Genomic DNA, 21,674 nt, shown 5'->3' with positions numbered 1-21,674 from the left:
CCTTTCTGCGTCGATATCATCAGTAGCGGCGCATTTCGACCGACGGCGGCCGAATGCGCCCTGCCGGATCGCAGACGGAAGCGCCCCGCACCGCCGATTACCGCACCACACCGAATGCACGAGTCGAACGCCCCATCACCGAACGTCGGTCTGCTGGCACGCTGTCCATGAGCCGCGTCTACACCGACGCGGTCAACGCACAGATCGCCGGACAGCACCAACGCTATGCCCGCCCTTCGACACCGGACGAGTCAAGACCGGAGTCGCGGGTCCTGCGCCGGCATTTCTCCGTGTCACACGAACACCCGAACCTTCAGGGGCCGGCCTGGCGCGACTACCTCGCACGCTCGGTCGATGTGCCGCTGTCGCGCACGCAGATCGCCAACGGCTTTCTCGGCGAGATCGATACCTACGTGCTCGACGGACTCGCTTACCTCGATACCCGCACCGATCCGCTGATTCAGGTCCGCTCGCCCGAAAAAATCTCGCGCGACGCGGTGCGCGACTTCGTGTTCCATATCGCCGTCGACGGCCTCATCGAAACCGTGACGGGCACCGTCAAGCCGCGCAAGTCGCTGCAATTCGTGCCCGGCATCCTTGCACTGGATCTCGGCCAGGCCATGCGCATGGAGCGCCCTGCTCGCTCGCGCGTGCTCGCGTTCTTTATTCCGCGCAGTCTCGTCGAAGCCCGCATTCGCGATGCGGAGTCCATTCACGGCACCGTGCTCGCGTACGCATCGCCGCTGGCTCGCCTTGTCCGCGATCAGGTCAGTGCTTTGATGGACGCGCTACCGACCATGAACGACGTCGAAGCCGATCACCTGATTCGCCAGTGCGCCGAACTCGTGATGGCCGCCTTCGCCAAACAAACTCGGCTCGAACACGGCGCTCGCGCCATCGCCCGGTCGGTGATGGTCGACACGATCAAGCGGCATATCGACGCGAATCTCCATTCGGAGACGCTGTCGCCCGATCACGTGCTGCGCTGCTTCAATATCTCACGACCCACGCTCTATCGCATGTTCGAACCGGATGGCGGCCTTCAGGCCTATATCCGCCATTCGCGCCTGCGTGAAGCGGCACTCGAGCTCGTTCGATTCCCCAAAATGGCGATTACGGAAATCGCCTATGGGCTCGGATTTAACAGCCCGTCCGATTTCACGCGCGCATTTCGTCGCGTCTACGGCATGCCGCCTCAGGAATTCCGCTTCGAATCCATCTGGACTGCCCGGAATATTTGAATCCAGTCATTCACCTGCGTATTCATCTGGCTATTCTTCCGACCATTCATCGGAAGAATGCGGAGAATATCAATATCCGAATCGGGATGCAAAGCGGAATTTCACTCGCCCATCTCCCGGATGAGTTCGACGAGCATGCGTAGCCCGGCGGGCGCGTGGCGCCGGCTCGGATAGTAAAGACGCAAGGCGGGATAGGTCGGCGTCCAGTCTTCAAGAACTTGCACGAGCCGGCCGTGTGCGAGGTCGTCGCTGACAAACCATTCCGGTAAATACGCGAGCCCTTCTCCGCCGATCGCCGCGGCATAGATCAGGGTCGGCTCGTCGAGCGTCAGGGCGCCTGGCACATCGACATTCAACGGTTTCCCCCGATGCACGAACTCCCAGGGCGATTTCCCGCCGCTGGGCCAGCGCGTCCGGATGCAGCGATGCGTTGCGAGATCGTCGGGCGTGCGCGGGCGTTCGTGGTGAGCAAAGTAATCGGGCGTAGCGACGACAACCGAGCGCAGCTTCGGACCGAATGGCACGGCGATCATGTCGCGCGGCACCTTGTCGAGCGTGCGCACGCCAGCGTCAAAGCCATCGACGACGATATCGACGAGGCGGGCCTCCGTCACGATATCGACTTCCATCTCGGGATAGCGGCGCAGAAATTCGATGATGATCGGCATCAACGGACGCGCTCCACCGGCCGACGAGTTAATGCGCAGCGAACCGCGCGGTGTATCGCGATGGGCATTGACCGATTCCATCGCATGCCGGATGTCGGCCAGCGCGGGCGACACCTGCGAGACAAAAGCCTCGCCGGCCGCCGACAGCGACACGCTGCGCGTCGTGCGGTTGAACAGTCGCACGCCGAGTCTTGCTTCGAGTCCGGCAATCGCGTTGCCGAGCGCGGTCGGCGACATCTCCAGCTCGATCGCCGCCGCGCGAAAGCTGCCTCGCTGCGCGACGGCGACAACGGCTTCGAGTTCGGTCAATCCGGTTTTGTGCATGGCAGAGCGACAAGCATTATCGCGATAATCGGGTTAGCTCATCACGGTTTATATCACTTATCAATTCAATGCGTCCTGCCTAGAATCATTTCAACGCGATCGCAATTACCGCCTTTGCCACTTTTGCCACTTTTGCCCCTTCGCGATCCGCAACTCGACTTGTTTCAGGAGCCCGCACCATGCGCAACTTCAACCAGATTTATATCGACGGACAGTTTGTGACCCCGCACGGCACGGAGCAGTTCGACCTGTTTGATCCCACGACCGGAACCGTCACAGGCCATGTGCGCCTGGGCGACGAAGAGGATGCACGGCGCGCTGTCGCGGCCGCACGCCGCGCGTTTCCCGCATTTTCGCAGACGTCGCGCAATGAACGCATCGGCATGCTTCGCCGCCTGCACGCAGCGATGAGCGAACGCGTCGACGACCTCACGCAAGCCACCATCGAGGAATACGGCGCACCGGTATCGCGCGCTGTATGGGGCGCGAAATACGCCGCGGAGACGTTTCTTCATGCCATCACGACGCTCGAAAACTATGCGTTCGAGCGCGATATCGCGAGTGCGCGGGTAGTCATGCAGCCGATCGGCGTCGTCGGACAGATCACGCCGTGGAATGCCAATGCAGGATTTATCTGCGGAAAATTGTCGATTGCAATCGCCGCAGGATGCACGAGCGTGCTCAAGCCCAGCGAAATGAGCGCGTGGCAGACACAGATTGTGATGGAAGCGCTTCACGAGGCAGGCTTGCCCCCTGGCGTCTTCAATATCGTCAACGGACGCGGCGATGTCGTCGGCACGGAGATCACACATCATCCGGACATTGCGAAGGTGTCGTTCACCGGGTCGACGCGCGTAGGCAAATCGATCCTGCGTTCCGCGGCCGACACGATGAAGCGAGTCACGCTCGAACTGGGCGGCAAGTCGCCCACGATCGTCCTCGATGATGCCGATCTTGCCCAGGCTGTTCCGCTGATTCTGAACGCCGGGTTCGGCAACAACGGACAGGCGTGCATCAACGGCACGCGCGTGCTCGTGCCGGAAAACCGCTTTGAGGCGTTTTGTGAAGCCATTCGCGCCGGCGTCGAACAGATCGCCGTCGGCGACCCGCGAGACCCGGCCACGCAAATCGGACCGCTCGTGAGTCGCACCCAGCATGAGCGCGTACAGCGCTATATCCGCACCGGCGTCGAAGAAGGTGCAACCTTGCTGACCGGCGGCGCCGAGCGCCCGGATCACCTGGAACGCGGATACTTCGTCAAGCCGACGGTCTTCGTCAACGTCACGAACGACATGACGATTGCGCGAGAAGAAATCTTCGGTCCGGTCATTTGCGTCATGCGTTATCGCCACGAGGAAGACGCGATTGCGATCGCGAACGATACGAGCTACGGGCTGCACGCATATGTGGTGTCGTCAGACCCGGAACGCGCGCAGGCCGTCGCACGACGACTCGACGCGGGCCGGGTCGCCATCAACGGCGCGCCGCACGAGCCGCTTGCACCATTCGGCGGATTCAAACAATCGGGCATCGGGCGTGAATACGGCGAGTTCGGACTCGAGGCCTGCCTCGAACCGAAGGCCATCCTCGGCATGCAACGCGCGGCGTAAGTTCGACAGCCCGGCCGCTCAGCACTTGTGCGCAACGGCTCGCGTGAGCTCGTTGTCGAGCGCATTGGCAAACACGGCGACGGGCTGCGCACCCTGGATATACGTGCTGCCGATGCGCGTTGTCGGCACGGCACGGATGCCCTCGAGTTCGGCGTGAGTCTCGTCGGCACTCACCTCCGCATCACCGCCGTTGCTGGCCAGCCAGACGCGCGCAGCCTGCGCGTCGAAGCCGGCCTGCGCAGCCAGATCGATCAACACGTCGGGCAGGCCGATATGCTGTCCGTGAGAAAAATAGGCTTCGAAGATCGATGCGTAGAGCCGATCGAATTGATGTGCATCTGTGCCCGCCGTGCGCGCGTATTCAATGAGTCGATGCGCAAGACGCGTATTCGGCGTGATTTCAATTCGCTCGAAATGAAACGCAAGACCCGCGCGCGCACCGGCTTCGGCGACTTCAGCGTCGCGCACCTGAGACCGTTCCCAACTGCCGAATTTAGCGGTCCGGTAGACCTGCCTGTTGATGCCCTCTTCCGGCATATCGGGATTCAGCTCGAAAGGTCGATATACCAGGCTCACCCGCGCATGACCGGCCGTGCGCTCGAGCACACCGGCCACAGCCTGCGACAGAGCGTGATGGCCGATCCAGCACCACGGACAGATGAAGTCCGACGTGACCTGTATTTCGACGGCATTCATTTCGGCTCCCGCTCGATCGCGACCCGACCAGCTTAAGTCAGCCCTGTCATCAGCGTAATAGGCTTGTCACGCAAAGTAGCATTGCGCATTCGGCAATGCTGGCGCCACGGCTTGTTGCGCGAGCTTGTTGCGCGGACTTGTTGATACGGCAGCGCAGCATCTTCATGCTTCGGCCCTATAATCGCTGGAATGTGTTCCGACTTCGCCCGACCGGCCGACGGCATGTCTTTGACTGCCCAGATGCCGAACGCAACAACGCCCCCCGGCACGTACGCTCGTGCCGAAGGCGTGCGCTGGGTCGCGCCCGGTCAGCGCGTCATCGTTGGCGATGCAACGATCGAGGGTGGCCTGTTCTATCTCGACGAGAGCGTCGATGTGCCGTTGAACCCGCTCGACTCGTGTGTGGTCGGAACAGCTCATGAGATCGATCCGATCACTGCGGAGGACGTCTCAACGTCGCGCTCATACGCCGAAAACCGATCCACGGAGTTTTCGTACGGCGACGACGCTGACGGCATCGATAGCGCGGATAGCGGTGCACGTTCGGCGCCCCCTTCACTGCTGGCCACCACGGTCCAAGGCCCCACCGCGGCCTGGATCAGTTACGCAGCGCTCACGTCGGCGCAGCGCCGCGCGTTCATCGAATGGCTCGCATCCGATCGCACCGCACAAGGTGTTCACGTCGGTTACCTCAATCTCTATCTGTATGGGCTTGAGCGCCGGGTCTTGCTCGATGGGTCGCACGGCGAACTCACCGATGACGACTATGAGGCGATCGCGCTTGAACTGAGGCGCATGCTCAAGCTGAGTAGCGACTGGTCGTTCCAGACGCACGTCGAGAACCTGATCGAATCGGTCACCGTGCTCCGCGTGGCACCAACGCGCCTGTATCAGGAAACGCCGCGGGTGCGGGCCACGCGTGGCTATCAGGTGCCGTTCACGGTACGTGTGGCCTTTGGGCAGGCGGCCGTCGACAATGCTCCGGTCCCCGCCGAATGGGCCTTTGCCTGGGCGAGCCTCGATTCCGCGATCACCCGCAAGCCGCCGCTCGCACGCATACCCGAGCCCTTCCGGCTGCTGTTTCTCAAGCTTTACCGCGCGCGCCTGCGCGATGGCATGCGCGTCGCACCGAACCGCACGCGCCTGAAGTTTCCCGATACCGCCTTTCCGGCGCTCCGGGAGCTCGACGTGCCCGAGTCGGTCGGCGTGATCCCCGACCTCTCGGCCGTCACCGCGCCGCGCGGCAGGCTTCAGCAACTCGTCAACGAGTGCGTCGAGGCGCTCGGCCCGTATGGCCGTTATATCGTGCGCACGCCGGGCGCGGAAGGCACGCTCGACGCGGCTTTAATGCTCACGCCCGATCTCTGGCCTGAAGCGTTGCGTCGCCAGCTTGACGCGACCGTGACCCTGACGCGCGAACACATCGAGGTCATGCGATTCAGCGATCTGCTGGCGTCCTTCAAGGCGCCCGCCGGGCTCGGTCGCGAGAAGATCGTCTCGTTTGTGTCCGTGCTCGGGCAGGCAGGCGTCGGCGTCGAACCGGACATCCGCACCGGCGCGCGCACGCCCCGCCCCGACGACTGTGTTGCGCTGTTCGCCATCGACCCCGCGATGCGCATCGTGGATGAAGATTGCGCCTATCTGACGGCAGCGTTGATGATCGATGTCGCAGCAACGCTTGCGATGGCGGACGGGGAAGCCACCCACCCCGAGCTCACGCTGATGCATCACCATATCGAGCATGCAATGCGCTTGAGCGAGGCGCAGCAGGAACGGCTCAAGGCGCGCGTGGCGGTGCAACTGACGGCGCCGCAAAGCCTGGCGTCGCTCAAGAAGCGTCTCGATCCGCTGTCGACGGACGAACGTCATGTACTCGCATCGTTTCTTGTGCAGACGGCGAATGCCGACGGCGTCGTCACGCCGGAAGAGGTGCGACTGCTCGAGAAGATCTACCGGATGCTCGAGCTCGACACGCAGCAGCTCTATAGCGATCTGCATCATGACGCGTCGACGCCTGCCCGCGGGGCGCGCAAAACAGCGCCGGGTCCGGCAGCACGAGATACTGCCCGTGCCGGTGATTCGCCAGCGCTACGCGGCGCGGCGTCATCGGGGTCATCGCGGTCACCCGCCCGCGCGCGTGCGCCGCTTGATCTCGATCCCGCACGCATTTCCGCACTGCAGGACGAAACGGCTCAGGTGTCCGCGTTGCTCGCCCAGGTGTTCGCGCAGGACGCGGAAGATGAACGCGACGGCGATGAAGATGCAGCGACGTCCGTCGACAATTCATCGACACCGTCCGCGCCGCAAGCGGTCGATGCCGTCGAAACGGTCGGTCCGAGCGATGCCGCCGATTCAGTCATTGCAGCCGATGCAGCCGGCAAGCGCGATGAGGGCGCTCCGGTACACAATGAAGGTTTGCATTCGAGCGCCGCAGCATCAAGCGTTATGGTGCCCGGATCGGACGACGAGCCGACTTTGCTCGGGCTCGACGACGCGCATTCGACATTCCTTCGATTGCTCGTGTCGCGCCCGCGCTGGACACGACAGGAACTGCTGGACGCGGCCGCCGATCTGGAACTGATGCTGGATGGCGCCATGGAACAGGTCAACGAAGCCTCGCTCGACCATTGGGACGAGCCGTTGACCGACGGGGACGATCCCGTCGAAATCAATCAGGAGCTCGCACAGAGGCTGGCAGCATGACCACTATTCGTCCGAAGGACCGTGATGCGGTCCTCCAATCGCTACGCGCCGGTGTGGTGCCGCGCGTGGGCCAGCACCTGATCCAGGTCGGCCGCGCGCGCGAACTCGAAGCGTTGCTTGAAGATATCGAACGGGTCGCCGACGGCGGCTCGAGTTTCAGGATCATCGTCGGCGAGTACGGCGCCGGCAAGACGTTCTTTCTGAACCTCGTGCGCTCGATCGCGCTCGAAAAAAAGCTTGTGACGATGCACGCCGACCTGAACCCCGACCGCCGGCTTCACGCATCGGGTGGACAGGCGCGTTCGCTGTACGCCGAACTCGCCAAGAACATGGCGACGCGCACCAAGCCCGAAGGCGGTGCACTCGCGGGGGTTGTCGAGAAGTTTATCGGCCAGGCCAAGACCGAGGCGAAGGCGTCCGGGCGCTCGAGCGAGGACGTGATTCGCGCACAACTCAACCAGCTGACCGAACTCGTCAGCGGCTATGACTTCGCTGATGTGATCGCCGCGTATTGCCGCGGTTTCGACGAAGGCAACGAAAAACTCAAAGGCGATGCCATCCGCTGGTTGCGCGGGGAGTTCACGACGCGCACCGATGCGCGCAATGCGCTGGGCGTGCGCACGATCATCGACGATGCCAGCGTCTACGACCAGCTCAAGCTGCTCGGGCGCTTCGTACGGCTCGCGGGATACGCGGGTCTGATGGTGTGCCTCGACGAACTCGTGAACCTGTACAAGCTGTCGAACGTGCAGGCGCGTAACGCGAACTACGAACAGATCCTGCGCATCCTGAACGACGCGTTACAGGGCTCTGCAGAAGGTCTTGGCTTTGTGCTGGGCGGCACGCCCGAATTCCTGCTCGATACAAAGCGCGGGCTCTATAGCTACTCCGCTCTGCAATCGCGCCTCGCTGAAAACACCTTTGCGACCGACGGACTGGTCGACTACAGCGGCCCCGTCATCCGGCTGTCGAGTCTGCGCCAGGAAGAGTTCTACGTGCTCCTCGAGAAGATCCGGGACGTCTACGCCAATGGCGATCCGGCGCGTTATCCGATTCCGGACGAAGCCATTCCGGCCTTTATGCAGCATTGCGCCGAGCGTCTGGGCGACGAATACTTCCGCACGCCGCGCACGACCATCACGGCATTTATCAATCTGCTGGCTGTGCTTGAACAGAACCCTTCGGCGCAATGGCGCGATCTGATCGGCGCACTCGATGTGCCGCGTGACACGGGCGGCATGCTCGATATCGCCTCCGACGGTGACGATGAGCTCGCCAGCTTCAGGCTCTGACACGGCGGCATTCGATCGGCTCGACGAGCGCATCCGGCGCTGGATCTGGCAAGCCGGCTGGACCGAGCTTCGCGACGTACAGTCGCGCGCCATTCCGGCGCTGATCGATGCCGACCGTGACGTGATCCTCGCGGCCGCGACCGCGGCGGGCAAGACCGAGGCCGCGTTTCTGCCGATCCTCACGAACCTGATCGCCGAGGGTCCGTGCACGGCCACGGTGCTCTATGTGAGTCCGCTCAAGGCGCTGATCAACGACCAGTGGGACCGCCTGGCGAGTCTGTGCGAGACGCTCGATGTACCCGTCATCGGCTGGCATGGCGATGTCGGCGCGCACCGCAAGCAGCGGTTTTATGCGCGGCCTGCGGGTGTGTTGATCATCACACCCGAGTCGCTCGAGGCCATGTGTGTCAATCGCGGTTCCACATTGCCGTCGATCTTCGCATCACTGCGCTATATCGTCGTCGACGAGCTGCACGCGTTTATCGGTTCGGAGCGCGGCATGCAGCTTCAATCGCTGATGCATCGCGTCGAACTCGCAGCGGGTCATCGCGTCGCGCGGGTCGGCTTGTCCGCCACGCTCGGCGATATGGGTCTGGCCGCGCAGTTTCTGCGCCCTCGCGCCGACACACCCGTCGACATCGTCGAGTCCGCATCGTCGGGTCAATCGGTGCAGATCGTCGTCAAGGGGTTTATCGAGCAGCCGCCGCGCGTCGAGCGCGAATCCGATATTGCGCAGCCTCATCTCGAAGACACCGTGCCCGGGGAAACGCTCGAGATCACAAACCATTTGTACGGCGTACTGCGCGGGTCAAACAACCTGGTGTTTCCCAATAGCCGCCGGCAGGTCGAGATCTATGCCGACCTGTTGCGTCGCGCGTGCGAACGCGACGGACAGCCCAACGAGTTTTTCCCCCATCACGGCAGCTTGTCGAAGGAACTGCGCGACGAAACCGAGCAAGCGCTTCGATCGGGCGGCAAGCCGGCCACGGCGGTCTGCACCAACACACTCGAACTCGGCATCGATATCGGCGCCGTACGCAGCGTGGCGCAGATCGGGCCGCCACCCTCGGTGGCCAGCCTGCGCCAGCGCATGGGCCGCTCGGGGCGCCGTCATGGCGAGCCTGCCATCGTTCGCGCGTATTGCGTTGAGCGTTCGGCAACGTCGGGGGCGGACCTCTCCGACAGCGTGCGCGAGAGCCTGCTCCAGACGATCGCCATGATCCATCTGATGCTGCGCCGCTGGGTTGAACCGCCGAGCCCGCGCGGTATGCACGCGTCAACGCTCGTGCAGCAGATCCTGTCCTTGATTGCGGAACGCGGCGGGTGTCGTGCGGCGGAGCTCTGGCAGATTCTCGTGGAAAGCGGTCCGTTCGACGTCATCGACAAAGAAGCCTTTACCGCGATACTGCGAAGTCTCGGCGCGGCCGACCTGCTTGTGCAGGACAAGACCGGGCTGCTGCTGCATGGGGCCCGCGCTGAAAAGCTCGTCAATCACTTCGAGTTCTATGCGGCGTTCAGCAGTCCCGACACCTTCCGGATCGTCGACGGCACGCGGACGCTCGGCACCCTGCCCGTCGTACGCGGTATCGGCGTGGGTCAGCAAATCGTGTTCGGCGGGCGCCGCTGGATCGCGCGCGAAGTCGATTTCCGGCAGCGTGTGATTCACGTGAGCGCCGACGCGGGCGGCGTGCCGCCCGTATTCGACGGCATGAGCGCGACGATTCACGACGAAGTGCGTCGAGAAATGAAGCGCGTACTGTCCGATACCGCACCGGTCGCCTTTCTGGACGAAGCCGCGCGCCGCCTGCTCGACGAAGCACGTGCGTATTTCCGCAAGCATGAACTCGAACGCAACGCGCTCTTCCGCGACCGGCACCACGTGGTGCTTGCGACCTGGCGCGGCGACTGGATCAACGATGCACTCGCGCTGCTCTTGCGCGCGCAAGGCCTGAATGCAAGCAACCGCGGCATTACGGTCGACGTGTCAGGCGTCAGGCCGCCGACCGTCATTGAGGCATTGCGAAAAATCGCGGCCGAGGGAGAAGCGAGCGCCGCCAAAGCTTTCGCAAGTATCGACAGTGCGGATCGTGAAAAGTGGGACTGGGCCTTGCCCGACGATATCAAGCGGTCTTCGTATGCGTCGGTAAGCCTCGATTTTCCGGAAGCAGTCAACGTCGCGCGGACGTTGGGCGCGTGCGAGCCGGCGACGTTGCGGGCCATGCCTTAGGGACATGCGACGGACGCTGGCGGGCGCGTCTGTGCGAAACGCCCAAATATCGGTAATAGCGATAAAGCAGGAATATCGGTAATACCGATATCTGGCGTTCGGAGACAGGTCCAGCCTGCCGCCCCAGGAGGCTACCGCGCCGATGCGTGCTTGCCGAGTCGCTCCCGGAGAATCGCGTCGGCGATCTCACGGGCGCGTGCGTCGGAACTGGCATCGAGTACGGTGATCGCGATCGATGCCGCGAAGATCACGAGGCTGAATGTGACGACGATGCCGGCAAGCCACGGAATCGGCAACGTGCTCAGCGTTGCGATCGAATAGCTGCCCCGGTCGAAGTGCGCGGCCGCCATGCCGCAGTAGTGCATGCCGCAGACGGCGATACCCATCACGACTGCGGAACTCGCCTGACGCATGCGTCGGTGCGAACTCTGCCCGCGCAGGCCAAATGCCAGCACCAGCGCACCCGCGCTCGCGAGCACCGCGATCACGATCGACAGTCCGACCAGCCACACTGAATATTGAATCGGGGGACACACGTCCATGGCCTGCATGCCGAGGTAGTGCATGCCCGCCACGCCGAGCCCCATCGCAACCGCTCCGCCGATCAGGCGCGACCAACGCAGTTCGTAGGTGCACAGCGGCATAAAGCCAATGGCCGACGCGATCATCGCAACGAGCAAAGATCCGATAGTCGCCGGAATGTTGTAGCCAACGGCAATCGGCAAATGAAAAGCCAGCATCGCGACAAAATGCATCGACCAGATGCCGAGTCCCATGATGCAGCCGCCGAACACGATCCATGGCCCGAGCGGACGATTGCCGATCACGTCGAGGCGATCCGACACATTCAACGCGGTAAATGATGCGAAAACAGCCAGAAGAAATGAAAGCGAAACGAGCCCGAAATCGTAGGTGCCAGTCATTATCGTTTTACTCGCGTGAATTCTTAATGATCAAAATCACGAGGCGCGATTCCTGCCGGAGATGTCGCCCTTCCCGTCGCGAAACGAGTATACACAGAAGCGAATCATCGACAAGGGCGAAAACGATTTACTTCGAATGAGTTTTTTTGTGTTTGCACGATGCGTTGTCGCATCGACATATCGTGCCCGGTTTGGCCTGAATACAGAATATCCCTAGCTTTGATCGTTCCTGGACGATGGATTCACTTAATTAAATCAGCGATTAAGCGTTTCCCCTGATTTCCCTTAAATTAGAATACGAACAAGCGATCGATAATTCGCGTAGGAATTTCCGATATTGCCGAACGAAAGGTTGAATATCAAATGCCAAAATGCCAGTGTCCGGTGCCATAACAGACACCGGACACTGGCAAAAGAAACTTTTAGCGTCAGGGAATGGGGCGTCTCAAGACACCTGAACCGTCTTGCGCCGCATTTGGGCCACGGTGAGCCACACCGCCGAAACCAGGAAATACAGTGCGCCTACCGACGCATAGCCTGCGATCTTGACAATGGCGGGGGGCATCGGCGCCTGAGCCTGGACGATGAAAAATGCCCCGGCCAATGCTGATTGAGCGCCGCTCAAAATCATTGCCCACTGGGCGCCAAGATCCTTCCACCGGCGCACTGCGGTTCCGAGTTGAAGCAGCCCTGAAAGAATCGCCCAGGCGCCAAATACCACCAGTACCGAGCCCATGCCCATACGCAATGCCACGATGGCAGCCAGCGTCGTCAGGACACTGATTGCGGCATTGATGGCTTGAGTCCGATTGGCCACCATCCCGCCGCTACGCGACGCGTCAATATAATTCGCCAACGCGTCCCATGCGGGATATACCACAAGAAGGAAAGCCGCAATCGCGACCGACTGCCTGCCGATTGCAAACGCGAGCGCAACCCACACGATCGAAAATGCAGCCCGCATAAAGTAATACTGTTTGAGCCAGCGCTCCTGCCCAGCAAGACCGCTCTCTGCGCGATGATCAATCATTGCAACTCCTTGTCCGTGATAAACGCCGTTCCGACCCAGGGAACGTGTGAATCCCTTGGCGCCATCGCGCAATCACAGCATCGCTTGCGCGCTATCGCACCAGAAGGGCTAAATCGAGGACAAGGATCGCATCGGGTACGAAGTAGGGAAATCGGTCAAATGACCGATCCTTGGAGAAGCTTCAAGACGCAAGCAATGACAATTCGTCGAGCGTATCGCGCGTGATATCGCTGGCTTGCTTTGCCGCCCCCAACACCTGACGCGCCGCTTCCGCAACGCGTCTGTGCGCTGTTTCAGGCAGCGCTTCAATGGCATCGGATACCCAGACCGGGTTCTGTGCGAGCACGGCGTCCAGCATGACAAGCGCCTGCTGTTGGTCTTTCTGGATTTTCACGCCGAATGCCGCCGGACGAAGCGTGCTCACGATCAGTTTGTGAAGTGCGAATCTTGCGGGATTGGGTACCTGAACCGGAATGACATGGTCCCGGCCCAAAACGAATCCAGGGCCGACGTGATCGATCAGATATTCGAAGAACGGCAGACCGGTTGCGTGCGCCTTCAGGCCAGGCAAAGGCTTTGTCTCATAGGCCTCAGTCCCCGCGACCAATAAATCGACCTGCAGGAGCGCGCCTCGCTGCTTATACGACGTCGGAGGCCGGCGGTGATCCAGGGCGGGTACCTCCAGAAAAGGAATGCCTGTGTCCTGAAGCACTTCGAGAAAGCTTCGCTCGTCGGGAATCGCCAGCGCAATCGGGTCCGGTGCGCCGATATCGATGTCGTCCGTATGGTAGTTGACTGCGAGCTTGGCGCCGAGGCCGTTCAATAGCGCGCCAAATGCATGGGAGCCGACCAGTACACCGCCCTGACGGAAAATTCCGGCGTTATACATCGAGGCAATCGTCAATGCCGACGAGTTATCGGCAACGGCAAAGCCCGCGAGCCTCAGCGTCTTCACCGAGTCGGCGATCTGTTTGACTTCAGCCCCTTTGAGCACACGCTCTTCCAAGGCTTGAGCCGTGAGCGGGTCACTCGAAGCACCGACATATTCGTCGCTACGGCGGCCGCCCGACACGTACGAGCGCCAGTACACATACTCCTGCCCTTTGACCATTTTGCGCACCACCGTACCCGGTGTTTGCAGTGCAATGGCGCCCTGGCTCTGAGCGGCTTCGATCAACGAGGCATAAAGCGTTTGCAGCACGATCGGATGGAATGACGCCATGGCTTCGCCTTGTCGAGTTACCCACTAGAATCGCATTTTAGTGGGTAACTCGGGCAAAGTGGGTCGCGCTTTTGACAAAACGAGCGGTTCCGGCGCGATCGCGTACCCCGCTAAGCCATGCGGGGTGTGCCTGCGAGCAAAGTTACCCACTAGAATCTCATCTTAGTGGGTAACTCATTTCAGACGGGTAAATATGACCACAAAATTCCGCATTATGAAAAACGTCGTGCACTGACATGCGCCCGAGAGGATGCGCTAGCGGATTTCCACCCTCGATTGCCGCTCGTCATGGCACTCGGTCGCTTCGCCTGCCCGCTCACCTCGACCGTGCCGTTGCATTCTGTTCGTCCGCACGCTCTTCCGCGCTCAATACACATCGCGGACATACCGCTTGTCTTTCGCCATTTTCGCGACGTATTCGCTGGCCTTGTCGGCCGACATGCCGCCGTGACGTGAGACGAGTGCCTTGAGTTCCGCGTCGACGTCCTTGGCCATACGGGACGCATCGCCGCACACATAGAAATGCGCGCCCTCTTCGAGCCAGGCCCAGATATCGGCGCCCTGCTCGCGCATGCGGTCCTGCACGTAGATCTTCTCGTGCTGGTCACGCGAGAACGCCAGATCGAGGCGGCTCAACAGGCCGTCGCTCTGCATGCCCTCGATTTCGTCGCGGTAGTAGAAATCGGTCGCCGCATGCTGTTCACCGAAGAACAGCCAGTTGCGCCCGCGATGTCCGCGCGCACGGCGCTCATGCAGGAACGCCCTGAATGGAGCGACGCCCGTGCCCGGCCCCACCATCAGCATCGGTGTATCGCTATGATGCGGTGGGCGGAAATGCGCGGACTTCTGGACGAACACCGGGACTTCAATATCGCCCGCCCGATCCGCCAGGAACGTCGAGGCCACGCCTTTACGCGATCGGCGACCATTGTTGTAACGCACCGCCGACACGGTCAGGTGAACTTCGCCCGCGTGCGCTTTGGGACTCGACGCGATCGAATACAGGCGCGGCTGCATCCGGCGCAGGGACCCCATCAGCTCAGTCGCGCTCAATGCCGCCGGATATTCATGCAGCACATCGGCAAGCTGCTGTCCCCACAGCCACTGCTTGAGATCGCCCTTGCGCTCGTCGTCGAGCAAGGACTTGAGCCCCTCATCGCGGCTTCGATCCGCGATCAGTGCGAGCGCCTCATGGCTCGGTCTCGCGATTTCGTAGTGATGACGCAGCGCCTCGGAAAAGCTCATCTCGCCCGCGCCGGGCACATGAACCGGCGAACCGCCGTCGAGCCCGGCGACATCGAGCAATTCATCGACGAGTTCCGGGCAATTGGTCGGCCACACGCCAAGTGCGTCGCCGACCTCGTATTCGAGGCCAGCATCCTTTGCCTCGAGCGACACGTACCGCGTGTCCTTGACCGCGCCATCCTCGTTGAGCCGCGTGTTCACGAGCACGCGTGACGGCGCGGGGCGCGCCTTGGTGGCCATGGCGCCCGGCATGACGGCGGGGATCATGCCGTCGTCGACGGCATGCAGCGCCGCGTCCTCTTCCTTCACGCGGACGGTCACTCGATCGAGCCAGGCTTCCGCGGGTTCCTGAAACTCCGTGTCGCAATCGACCCGGTCGAGCAAGCGCTTCGCGCCCAGTTCGGCCAGACGTGCATCGAGCTTGCGGCCATGGCCGCAGAACTGGTCATAGTTCGAATCACCAAAGGCCAGCACGCCATAACGCAGCGACTCGAGACGCGGTGCATCCGGCGCGTTCAACGCGTCCCAGAAGGCCTGCCCGTTGTCCGGCGCGTCGCCGTCACCGAACGTGCTCGTCATCAGCATCACGTATTGCGCCTTGGCCAGCGCCGCGATCGTGAAGTCGGCCATGCACGTCACGCGGATTTCGAAGCCCGAGTCCATCAGCTTCATCGCGAAGGCTTCGGTCAGCGATTCGACGTTGCCTGTCTGCGATGCCCAAAGCAGTACGACTTTGGGGCGTGAGTGGACGATCTGCACGGATGACGTCGATGACATCGACGATGTTGAAGACGTTGACGCCAATGCGGATGAACCCACGGCTTCGGGGTCCGCGGACAATGAAGACGTCCCTCCGGCAACGACACCGCCTTGCGCGGGCAACGTCGTGCGGCTATACAGGCCAGCCAGCAGGCCGTCGACCCAGAGACGTGTTTCGCCCACAAATGGAGCGTGCGCAGGAAGCACCGGAACGCCGGTTGCCGACGAAGGCGACGGCGACGAACCCAGGCCCGCGACAAACCCGGCGAGATACGTGCTCTGCTCGGCACTCAGCACAGGCGGTGCAGCGGCAGGCAGTGACAACAAGCGGCTCAGCGTTTCGATCTGAGGCATAAGACTACCCTCGGCGTCCGTGGCAGGCGCCACGTGATGGGTCGGCACGATCGTGTGCACACGCGTCAGCGCGACGGCGCAGACCTTCAATTCCGGCTGTTGAGAAATCGCGTCAATCGCATCGCTCGTCACAGCGTTGATACACAGCTCATCGCCGAATACGTCGTTCCAGTGCATCGGCGCGAATGCGCTGCCCGGTCGCACCCGGTCGGTCACGACCGCCGGCAGCACCGCGCGACCGCGCCGCGAACGCACCTCGACACGGTCTTTGTTCGCGATACCCAGTGCGGCGGCATCCTCCGGATGCACCTCGACAAACGGCTCCGGGTTGAGCTTGTTGAGCATCGCGACCTTGCCCGTCTTGGTCATCGTGTGCCATTGATGCTGCAAGCGGCCGGTGTTGAGCACGAACGGGAAGTCCGCGTCCGGCATTTCGGCCGGCTCGACGTGCGGCCGCGCGAAAAACATCGCCTTCCCGCCCGGGGTCGGAAACGACAGACGCGGAACGTGTCCATCATCATGCGTGCGCAATGTCTGGCTCACGCCATTGTTCAGATAGCGAATCGCATTGCGGTCGTGCGCATTGTCTTTGGCGCATGGCCACTGAATCGGGTTCTCTCTCAGCCGTGCATGACTTGCACCGCTGAGGTCATAGCCCGTCTTCTCATTCGAGAACCGCGTGATTTCGGCAAACACGTCTTCGGCCGACGCATACGAAAACGCGTGCGCATAACCCATCTCGCACGCAACGCGCGCGATGATCTCCCAATCGGGCATCGCGTCGCCGGGCGGCTCGATGGCCTGACGCATCAGCGTCAGATTGCGCTCCGAGTTGATCATCACGCCCTCGCCTTCGGCCCAGAGTGCGCCCGGTAGTAACACATCGGCGTAGCGGTTGGTCTCGGTATCGAGAAAGGCATCCTGCGTCACGACAAACTCGGCGGCCTGGAGCGCCGAAATCACGGTTTGTCGATTCGCGACGCTCGCAACAGGATTGGTGCAAATCACCCAGCACGCCTTGATCTCGCCGGCCGCCATGCGCTCGAACATATCGATCGTGCCGCCGCCGACGGTCGTACGCAGCGTCCCCGCCTCGATACCCCATTCGCGCTCGACATATGCACGATCCGCATCGACGAGCACCGAACGTTGCCCGGGCAGGCCCGGACCCATGTAGCCCATCTCGCGCCCGCCCATCGCATTGGGCTGGCCCGTCAGCGAAAACGGGCCACTGCCCGGACGACAGATCTTGCCCGTAGCGAGATGCAGATTGCAGATCGCGTTCGTATTCCACGTGCCGTGGGTGCTCTGGTTGAGCCCCATCGTCCAGCAGCTCATCCACTCCGGTGCTTCGCCGATCCACTCAGCGGCCTGCACGATGTCCGCTTCAACAAGACCGGTAATCCGCGCGACGCGATCCGGCGTGTAGTCCGCGAGAAACGACGGCATGTCGTCCCAGCCTTCGGTGAACGACGCCACAAAGGCCTCGTCGACCTTGCCGTTCGCATGCAGCAGATAGAGCAAGCCGTTGAGTAGCGCAAGATCGGTCCCGGAACGAATTTGAAGGAAAAGATCGGCCTTGTCGGCCGTCGCCGTGCGACGCGGATCGACCACGATCAGACGCGCACCCGCCTTGACGCGATCCATCATCCGCAGAAACAGGATCGGATGGCAGTCGGCCATATTCGCGCCGGTCACCAGGAACAGGTTGGCCTTGTCGAAGTCTTCGTACGATCCCGGCGGTCCGTCCGCGCCCAGCGACAGCTTGTAGCCGCTGCCCGCACTGGCCATGCACAGGCGCGAATTCGACTCGATCTGATTGGTGCCGACAAAGCCTTTGGCGAGCTTGTTGATCAGGTACTGCGCCTCGATCGACATCTGACCGGAGACGTAAAACGACAGCGCGTCGGGACCGTGCGTGTCCAGAATGCTGCGCAGACGTCGTGCGGTGTCGGAGATCGCCTGGACCATCGGCAGCGGCACGGGATCCTGATCGCGCGTCTTGCGCTCGAATGCCGACTCGAGCCGGCCCGCATTGCGCAGTGCGACGTGCGCGGATTGGCCTTTGGTGCAGAGCCGGCCATAGTTCGTCGGATGCTCCTTGTCGCCCGAGATCTTGACGACCTGATCGTTCTCGACATGCAGCACCATGCCGCAGCCGACCCCGCAATACGGGCACGCCGTCTTCACGGTACGCGTGCCCGCGGCCGACCCCGCGCCGGCGGCATGGGGCTTCGCGGGAGCAGCAGAAACGGATAAAAGGGTCGTGCTCGTCATCGTCTTGCAGGCATGCGTGATTCAACAACTCGGCTCACACCGGCTCAATCCGGCCGGTCGACACGTCGTTCAACGCGAGATCCAGATCTGACCGTCTTCGACACGCGTGGCAAACGCATTGACCGACTTGTCCGGCGCTTCGAGGCATTCGCCCGTGCGCAGATCGAAGTGGTGCTTGTAGATTGGCGACGCGACGACGAGGCGCTCGCCCAGACTGCCGATCAGGCCACGCGACAACACCGATGCATGCGAGGCCGGGTCATAGTTCTCGATGGCGAAAACACCGGCATCGCCTTGCTCGATGCGAAAGATCGCGACATGCACGTCGTCGACGAGCGCACACACGCCGGTGTTCGGCACGATATCGTCGAGCGCGCACACGGGCGTCCATGCCACGGCAGCAGAAACGGTGGGTTCGAATGCTTCAAGAAACTGAGGGTTCGCGTTCATGATGACCTCTGCGTGGGCAAGAATCAGACGGGTTCGGCAACGACGGGAATCGATACGAGCTTGCGCGTGCTGCGTTCTTCGGGCGTCGCGGGCCGGATCTGGCCGCGTGCGGGCACGAACGACACATGCTCGTCGGCGCGCTCGCTGTTGACGAAGTGACGGAACCGCTTGCGTGTTTCGGGATCGGTCACTGCGCGCTTCCATTCGCATTCGTAGGTGTCGACGACGTGCTGCATCTCGGTTTCGAGTTCGGCGGCCACGCCGAGCTTGTCGCCGATCACGACGTCAATCAGGTACTCAAGCCCGCCTTCGAGGTTGTCGCGCCAGACGCTCGTGCGTTGAAGGCGGTCGGCGGTGCGCACATAGAACATCAGGAAGCGGTCGATGTAGCGGATCAACGTCGCGCGATCGAGGTCCGACGCGATGAGTTCGGCATGACGGGGCTTCATGCCGCCGTTGCCGCAGACGTAGAGGTTCCAGCCCTTTTCGGTCGCGATCACGCCCACGTCCTTGCCCTGCGCTTCGGCACATTCGCGCGTGCAACCCGACACGCCAAACTTGATCTTGTGCGGCGTGCGCAGACCCTTGTAACGATTCTCGAGTTCGACGGCGAGGCCCACCGAATCGTCGACGCCATAGCGGCACCACGTCGAGCCGACGCACGACTTCACGGTGCGCAGCGACTTGCCGTATGCGTGGCCCGATTCGAATCCGGCTGCGATCAGCTCTTCCCAGATCGAAGGCAGTTGCTCGACGCGCGCACCGAACAGGTCGACGCGCTGACCACCCGTGATCTTCGTGTAGAGGCCATATTTCTTCGCGACCTGGCCCACGGCGATCAGACCGTCCGCCGTCACCTCGCCGCCCGGCATGCGCGGCACGACCGAGTACGTGCCGTCGCGCTGGATATTGGCGAGAAAATAGTCGTTCGAGTCCTGCAGGCTTGCGTGCTCCTTCTTGAGCACGAATTCGTTCCAGCACGATGCAAGGATGCTGGCGACGGTCGGCTTGCAGATGTCACAGCCGAGGCCGTGACCATGACGATCGAGCAGTTCGGCAAACGTCTTGATCTGCTCGACGCGGATCAGGTGATAAAGCTCCTGACGCGAAAACTTGAAGTGCTCGCAGAGATGGTTGTTGACCGCGAGACCCTGCTTCTTCATCTCGGCCTTCATGACTTGCGTCACGAGCGGCACGCATCCGCCGCACGCGGTGCCGGCCTTGGTGGCCTGCTTCACGTCGCCGATCGACGTCGCGCCCGCGCACACGGAAGCGCAGATCGCGCCCTTCGAGACGTTGTTACACGAGCAGATCTGTGCCGAAGCCGGCAACGCTTCAACGCCCAGGGCAGGCTTCGCCTTGCCGTCGGCTTGCGGCAGGATCAGGAACTCGGGCGACTCGGGCAGCTCGATGCGATTCAGCATCATCTGCAGCAGCGTGCCGTACTCGCCGGCATCGCCGACCATCACGCCGCCGAGCAGGTACTTGCCGCAGTCGGACACGACGAGCTTTTTGTAAACTTGCTTGCGGTCGTCGTTGAATTGGTAAGTGCGGCTGTTCGCCGTCGCCCCATGCGCGTCGCCAAAACTCGCGACATCGACACCCATCAGCTTGAGCTTCGTGCTCATGTCGGCGCCGGTGAATGTCCTGTCTGCGGTCGTCTCGTCCGCCAGCGATCGCGCGACGATGCGTGCCATGTCATAGCCCGGTGCGACCAGACCAAACACCTGGCCTTTCCAGAGCGCGCACTCCCCGATCGCATAGATATCGGCGTCGTTGGTGCGGCACAGGTCGTCGATCACAATGCCACCGCGCGGGCCGACGTCGAGACCCGATGCACGCGCAATGTCATCGCGCGGCCGGATGCCCGCCGAAAACACGATCATGTCGGCATCGAGATGGCTGCCATCGGCAAAGCGCATCCGGTGCGTGCCCGCCTCGCCGTCGACGATCTCGAGCGTGTTCTTCTGCGTATGCACCGTCACGCCGAGTTGTTCGATCTTGGCGCGCAGCACGCGGCCTCCACCCTCATCGACCTGCACGGCCATCAGGCGCGGTGCGAATTCGACGACGTGCGTCTCGAGTCCGAGGTCGCGCAGGGCCTTCGCGGCTTCGAGTCCGAGCAGGCCGCCGCCGACCACCACCCCCGTCTTCGAGCGTGCACCACATTCGGTCATCGCCTCGAGATCCTCGATCGTGCGATACACGAAGCAATCGGCGCGGTCCTTGCCCGGCACCGGCGGCACGAACGGATACGAGCCGGTCGCGATCACGAGCTTGTCGTACGCGAGCGTCTCGCCGGTCGATACGAGCACCGTCTTCGCCGCGCGATCGATCGACACGGCGCGCGCATTGAGCTGCAAAGCGATACCGTCACGATCGAAGAAGCCCGGCTCGACCAATGAGAGGTCGTCGGCCGTCTTGCCGGAGAAGAATTCCGTCAGATGCACGCGATCGTAGGCCGCACGCGGCTCCTCGCAGAGCACGGTCACATCGAGGGCTTCGTGTTGTCCTTCGTGTTGCTCTTCAACGAGGCACTCGAGAAACTTGTGGCCCACCATGCCGTGGCCGATCACGATAATCTTCATGGCTCTCATTCCTTTGCGCGGTGTTGCCGCTCTTCAATACGCCGCAGGTGACGATGTGTTTCGCC

At 62.2% G+C, this 21,674-nt stretch carries 14 protein-coding genes; 6 read left to right on the top strand and 8 right to left on the bottom strand.

Annotated elements, in window-relative coordinates:
• The first annotated feature begins 167 nt into the window (after positions 1-167).
• Positions 168-1,241: a helix-turn-helix domain-containing protein gene (locus tag ACMFWR_RS20065; RefSeq protein WP_413196444.1), complete on the top strand. Its 1,074-nt coding sequence runs from the start codon at positions 168-170 to the stop codon at positions 1,239-1,241.
• A 101-nt stretch (positions 1,242-1,342) separates the two neighbouring features.
• Here the strand turns inward: ACMFWR_RS20065 and ACMFWR_RS20060 are convergent, their stop codons facing one another.
• Complete coding sequence (locus ACMFWR_RS20060) at positions 1,343-2,233, bottom strand: LysR family transcriptional regulator (RefSeq protein ID WP_413196443.1); 891 nt, start codon at positions 2,231-2,233, stop codon at positions 1,343-1,345.
• Between the two features lie 179 nt (positions 2,234-2,412).
• On the opposite strand from ACMFWR_RS20060, the gene ACMFWR_RS20055 reads away from it, so the two are divergent.
• Positions 2,413-3,843 (top strand): aldehyde dehydrogenase family protein, encoded by a 1,431-nt coding sequence (locus tag ACMFWR_RS20055; RefSeq protein ID WP_413196442.1) that lies wholly within the window; start codon positions 2,413-2,415, stop codon positions 3,841-3,843.
• 18 nt (positions 3,844-3,861) lie between these two features.
• Here the strand turns inward: ACMFWR_RS20055 and ACMFWR_RS20050 are convergent, their stop codons facing one another.
• Complete coding sequence (locus ACMFWR_RS20050; protein ID WP_413196441.1) at positions 3,862-4,539, bottom strand: DsbA family oxidoreductase; 678 nt, start codon at positions 4,537-4,539, stop codon at positions 3,862-3,864.
• A 222-nt stretch (positions 4,540-4,761) separates the two neighbouring features.
• On the opposite strand from ACMFWR_RS20050, the gene ACMFWR_RS20045 reads away from it, so the two are divergent.
• From ACMFWR_RS20045 to ACMFWR_RS20035, 3 genes are read left to right on the top strand one after another with little or no spacing between them, the layout of a single operon-like run.
• Entirely contained in the window at positions 4,762-7,242 is a 2,481-nt protein-coding gene (locus ACMFWR_RS20045) for a TerB N-terminal domain-containing protein (RefSeq protein ID WP_413196440.1), read from the top strand.
• A complete protein-coding gene (locus ACMFWR_RS20040; RefSeq protein WP_413196439.1) occupies positions 7,239-8,534 on the top strand; it encodes an ATP-binding protein in 1,296 nt (431 codons plus the stop codon). Before ACMFWR_RS20045 ends, ACMFWR_RS20040 begins: the two co-directional genes overlap by 4 nt.
• Positions 8,509-10,761, top strand: a complete 2,253-nt coding sequence (locus ACMFWR_RS20035; RefSeq protein WP_413196438.1) for a DEAD/DEAH box helicase — start codon at positions 8,509-8,511, stop codon at positions 10,759-10,761. The genes ACMFWR_RS20040 and ACMFWR_RS20035 overlap by 26 nt, the downstream gene beginning before the upstream one ends.
• A 131-nt stretch (positions 10,762-10,892) precedes the next feature.
• Here the strand turns inward: ACMFWR_RS20035 and ACMFWR_RS20030 are convergent, their stop codons facing one another.
• From ACMFWR_RS20030 to ACMFWR_RS20015, 4 genes are all read right to left on the bottom strand, one after another.
• Complete coding sequence (locus ACMFWR_RS20030; RefSeq protein ID WP_413196437.1) at positions 10,893-11,684, bottom strand: MHYT domain-containing protein; 792 nt, start codon at positions 11,682-11,684, stop codon at positions 10,893-10,895.
• A 445-nt stretch (positions 11,685-12,129) separates the two neighbouring features.
• Positions 12,130-12,714 (bottom strand): DUF308 domain-containing protein, encoded by a 585-nt coding sequence (locus ACMFWR_RS20025; RefSeq protein ID WP_413196436.1) that lies wholly within the window; start codon positions 12,712-12,714, stop codon positions 12,130-12,132.
• A 181-nt stretch (positions 12,715-12,895) separates the two neighbouring features.
• Positions 12,896-13,936 (bottom strand): GSU2403 family nucleotidyltransferase fold protein, encoded by a 1,041-nt coding sequence (locus ACMFWR_RS20020; RefSeq protein ID WP_413196435.1) that lies wholly within the window; start codon positions 13,934-13,936, stop codon positions 12,896-12,898.
• Positions 13,937-14,302: 366 nt separating this feature from the next.
• Entirely contained in the window at positions 14,303-18,445 is a 4,143-nt protein-coding gene (locus tag ACMFWR_RS20015) for a molybdopterin-dependent oxidoreductase (protein WP_413196434.1), read from the bottom strand.
• Here ACMFWR_RS20015 and ACMFWR_RS20010 point away from each other — a divergent pair.
• Positions 18,444-18,662, top strand: coding sequence for a hypothetical protein (locus ACMFWR_RS20010; RefSeq protein ID WP_413196433.1), 219 nt, complete (start codon positions 18,444-18,446; stop codon positions 18,660-18,662). The two genes, ACMFWR_RS20015 and ACMFWR_RS20010, sit on opposite strands and share 2 nt — an antisense overlap.
• On the opposite strand, the gene nirD is transcribed toward ACMFWR_RS20010, so the two are convergent.
• A complete protein-coding gene (gene nirD, locus ACMFWR_RS20005; protein WP_413196432.1) occupies positions 18,641-19,021 on the bottom strand; it encodes a nitrite reductase small subunit NirD in 381 nt (126 codons plus the stop codon). The two genes, ACMFWR_RS20010 and nirD, sit on opposite strands and share 22 nt — an antisense overlap.
• Positions 19,022-19,044: 23 nt before the next feature.
• Positions 19,045-21,609, bottom strand: a complete 2,565-nt coding sequence (gene nirB / locus ACMFWR_RS20000) for a nitrite reductase large subunit NirB (protein WP_413196431.1) — start codon at positions 21,607-21,609, stop codon at positions 19,045-19,047.
• Between the last annotated feature and the right edge of the window lie 65 nt (positions 21,610-21,674).

Origin of the sequence: Pararobbsia alpina (genome assembly GCF_965118125.1) — a bacterium.
GTDB classification, from domain to species: Bacteria; Pseudomonadota; Gammaproteobacteria; order Burkholderiales; family Burkholderiaceae; genus Pararobbsia; species Pararobbsia alpina_A.
Note: the sequence above shows the minus strand (reverse complement) of the source record. Positions and strands in the feature narration are given on the sequence as shown.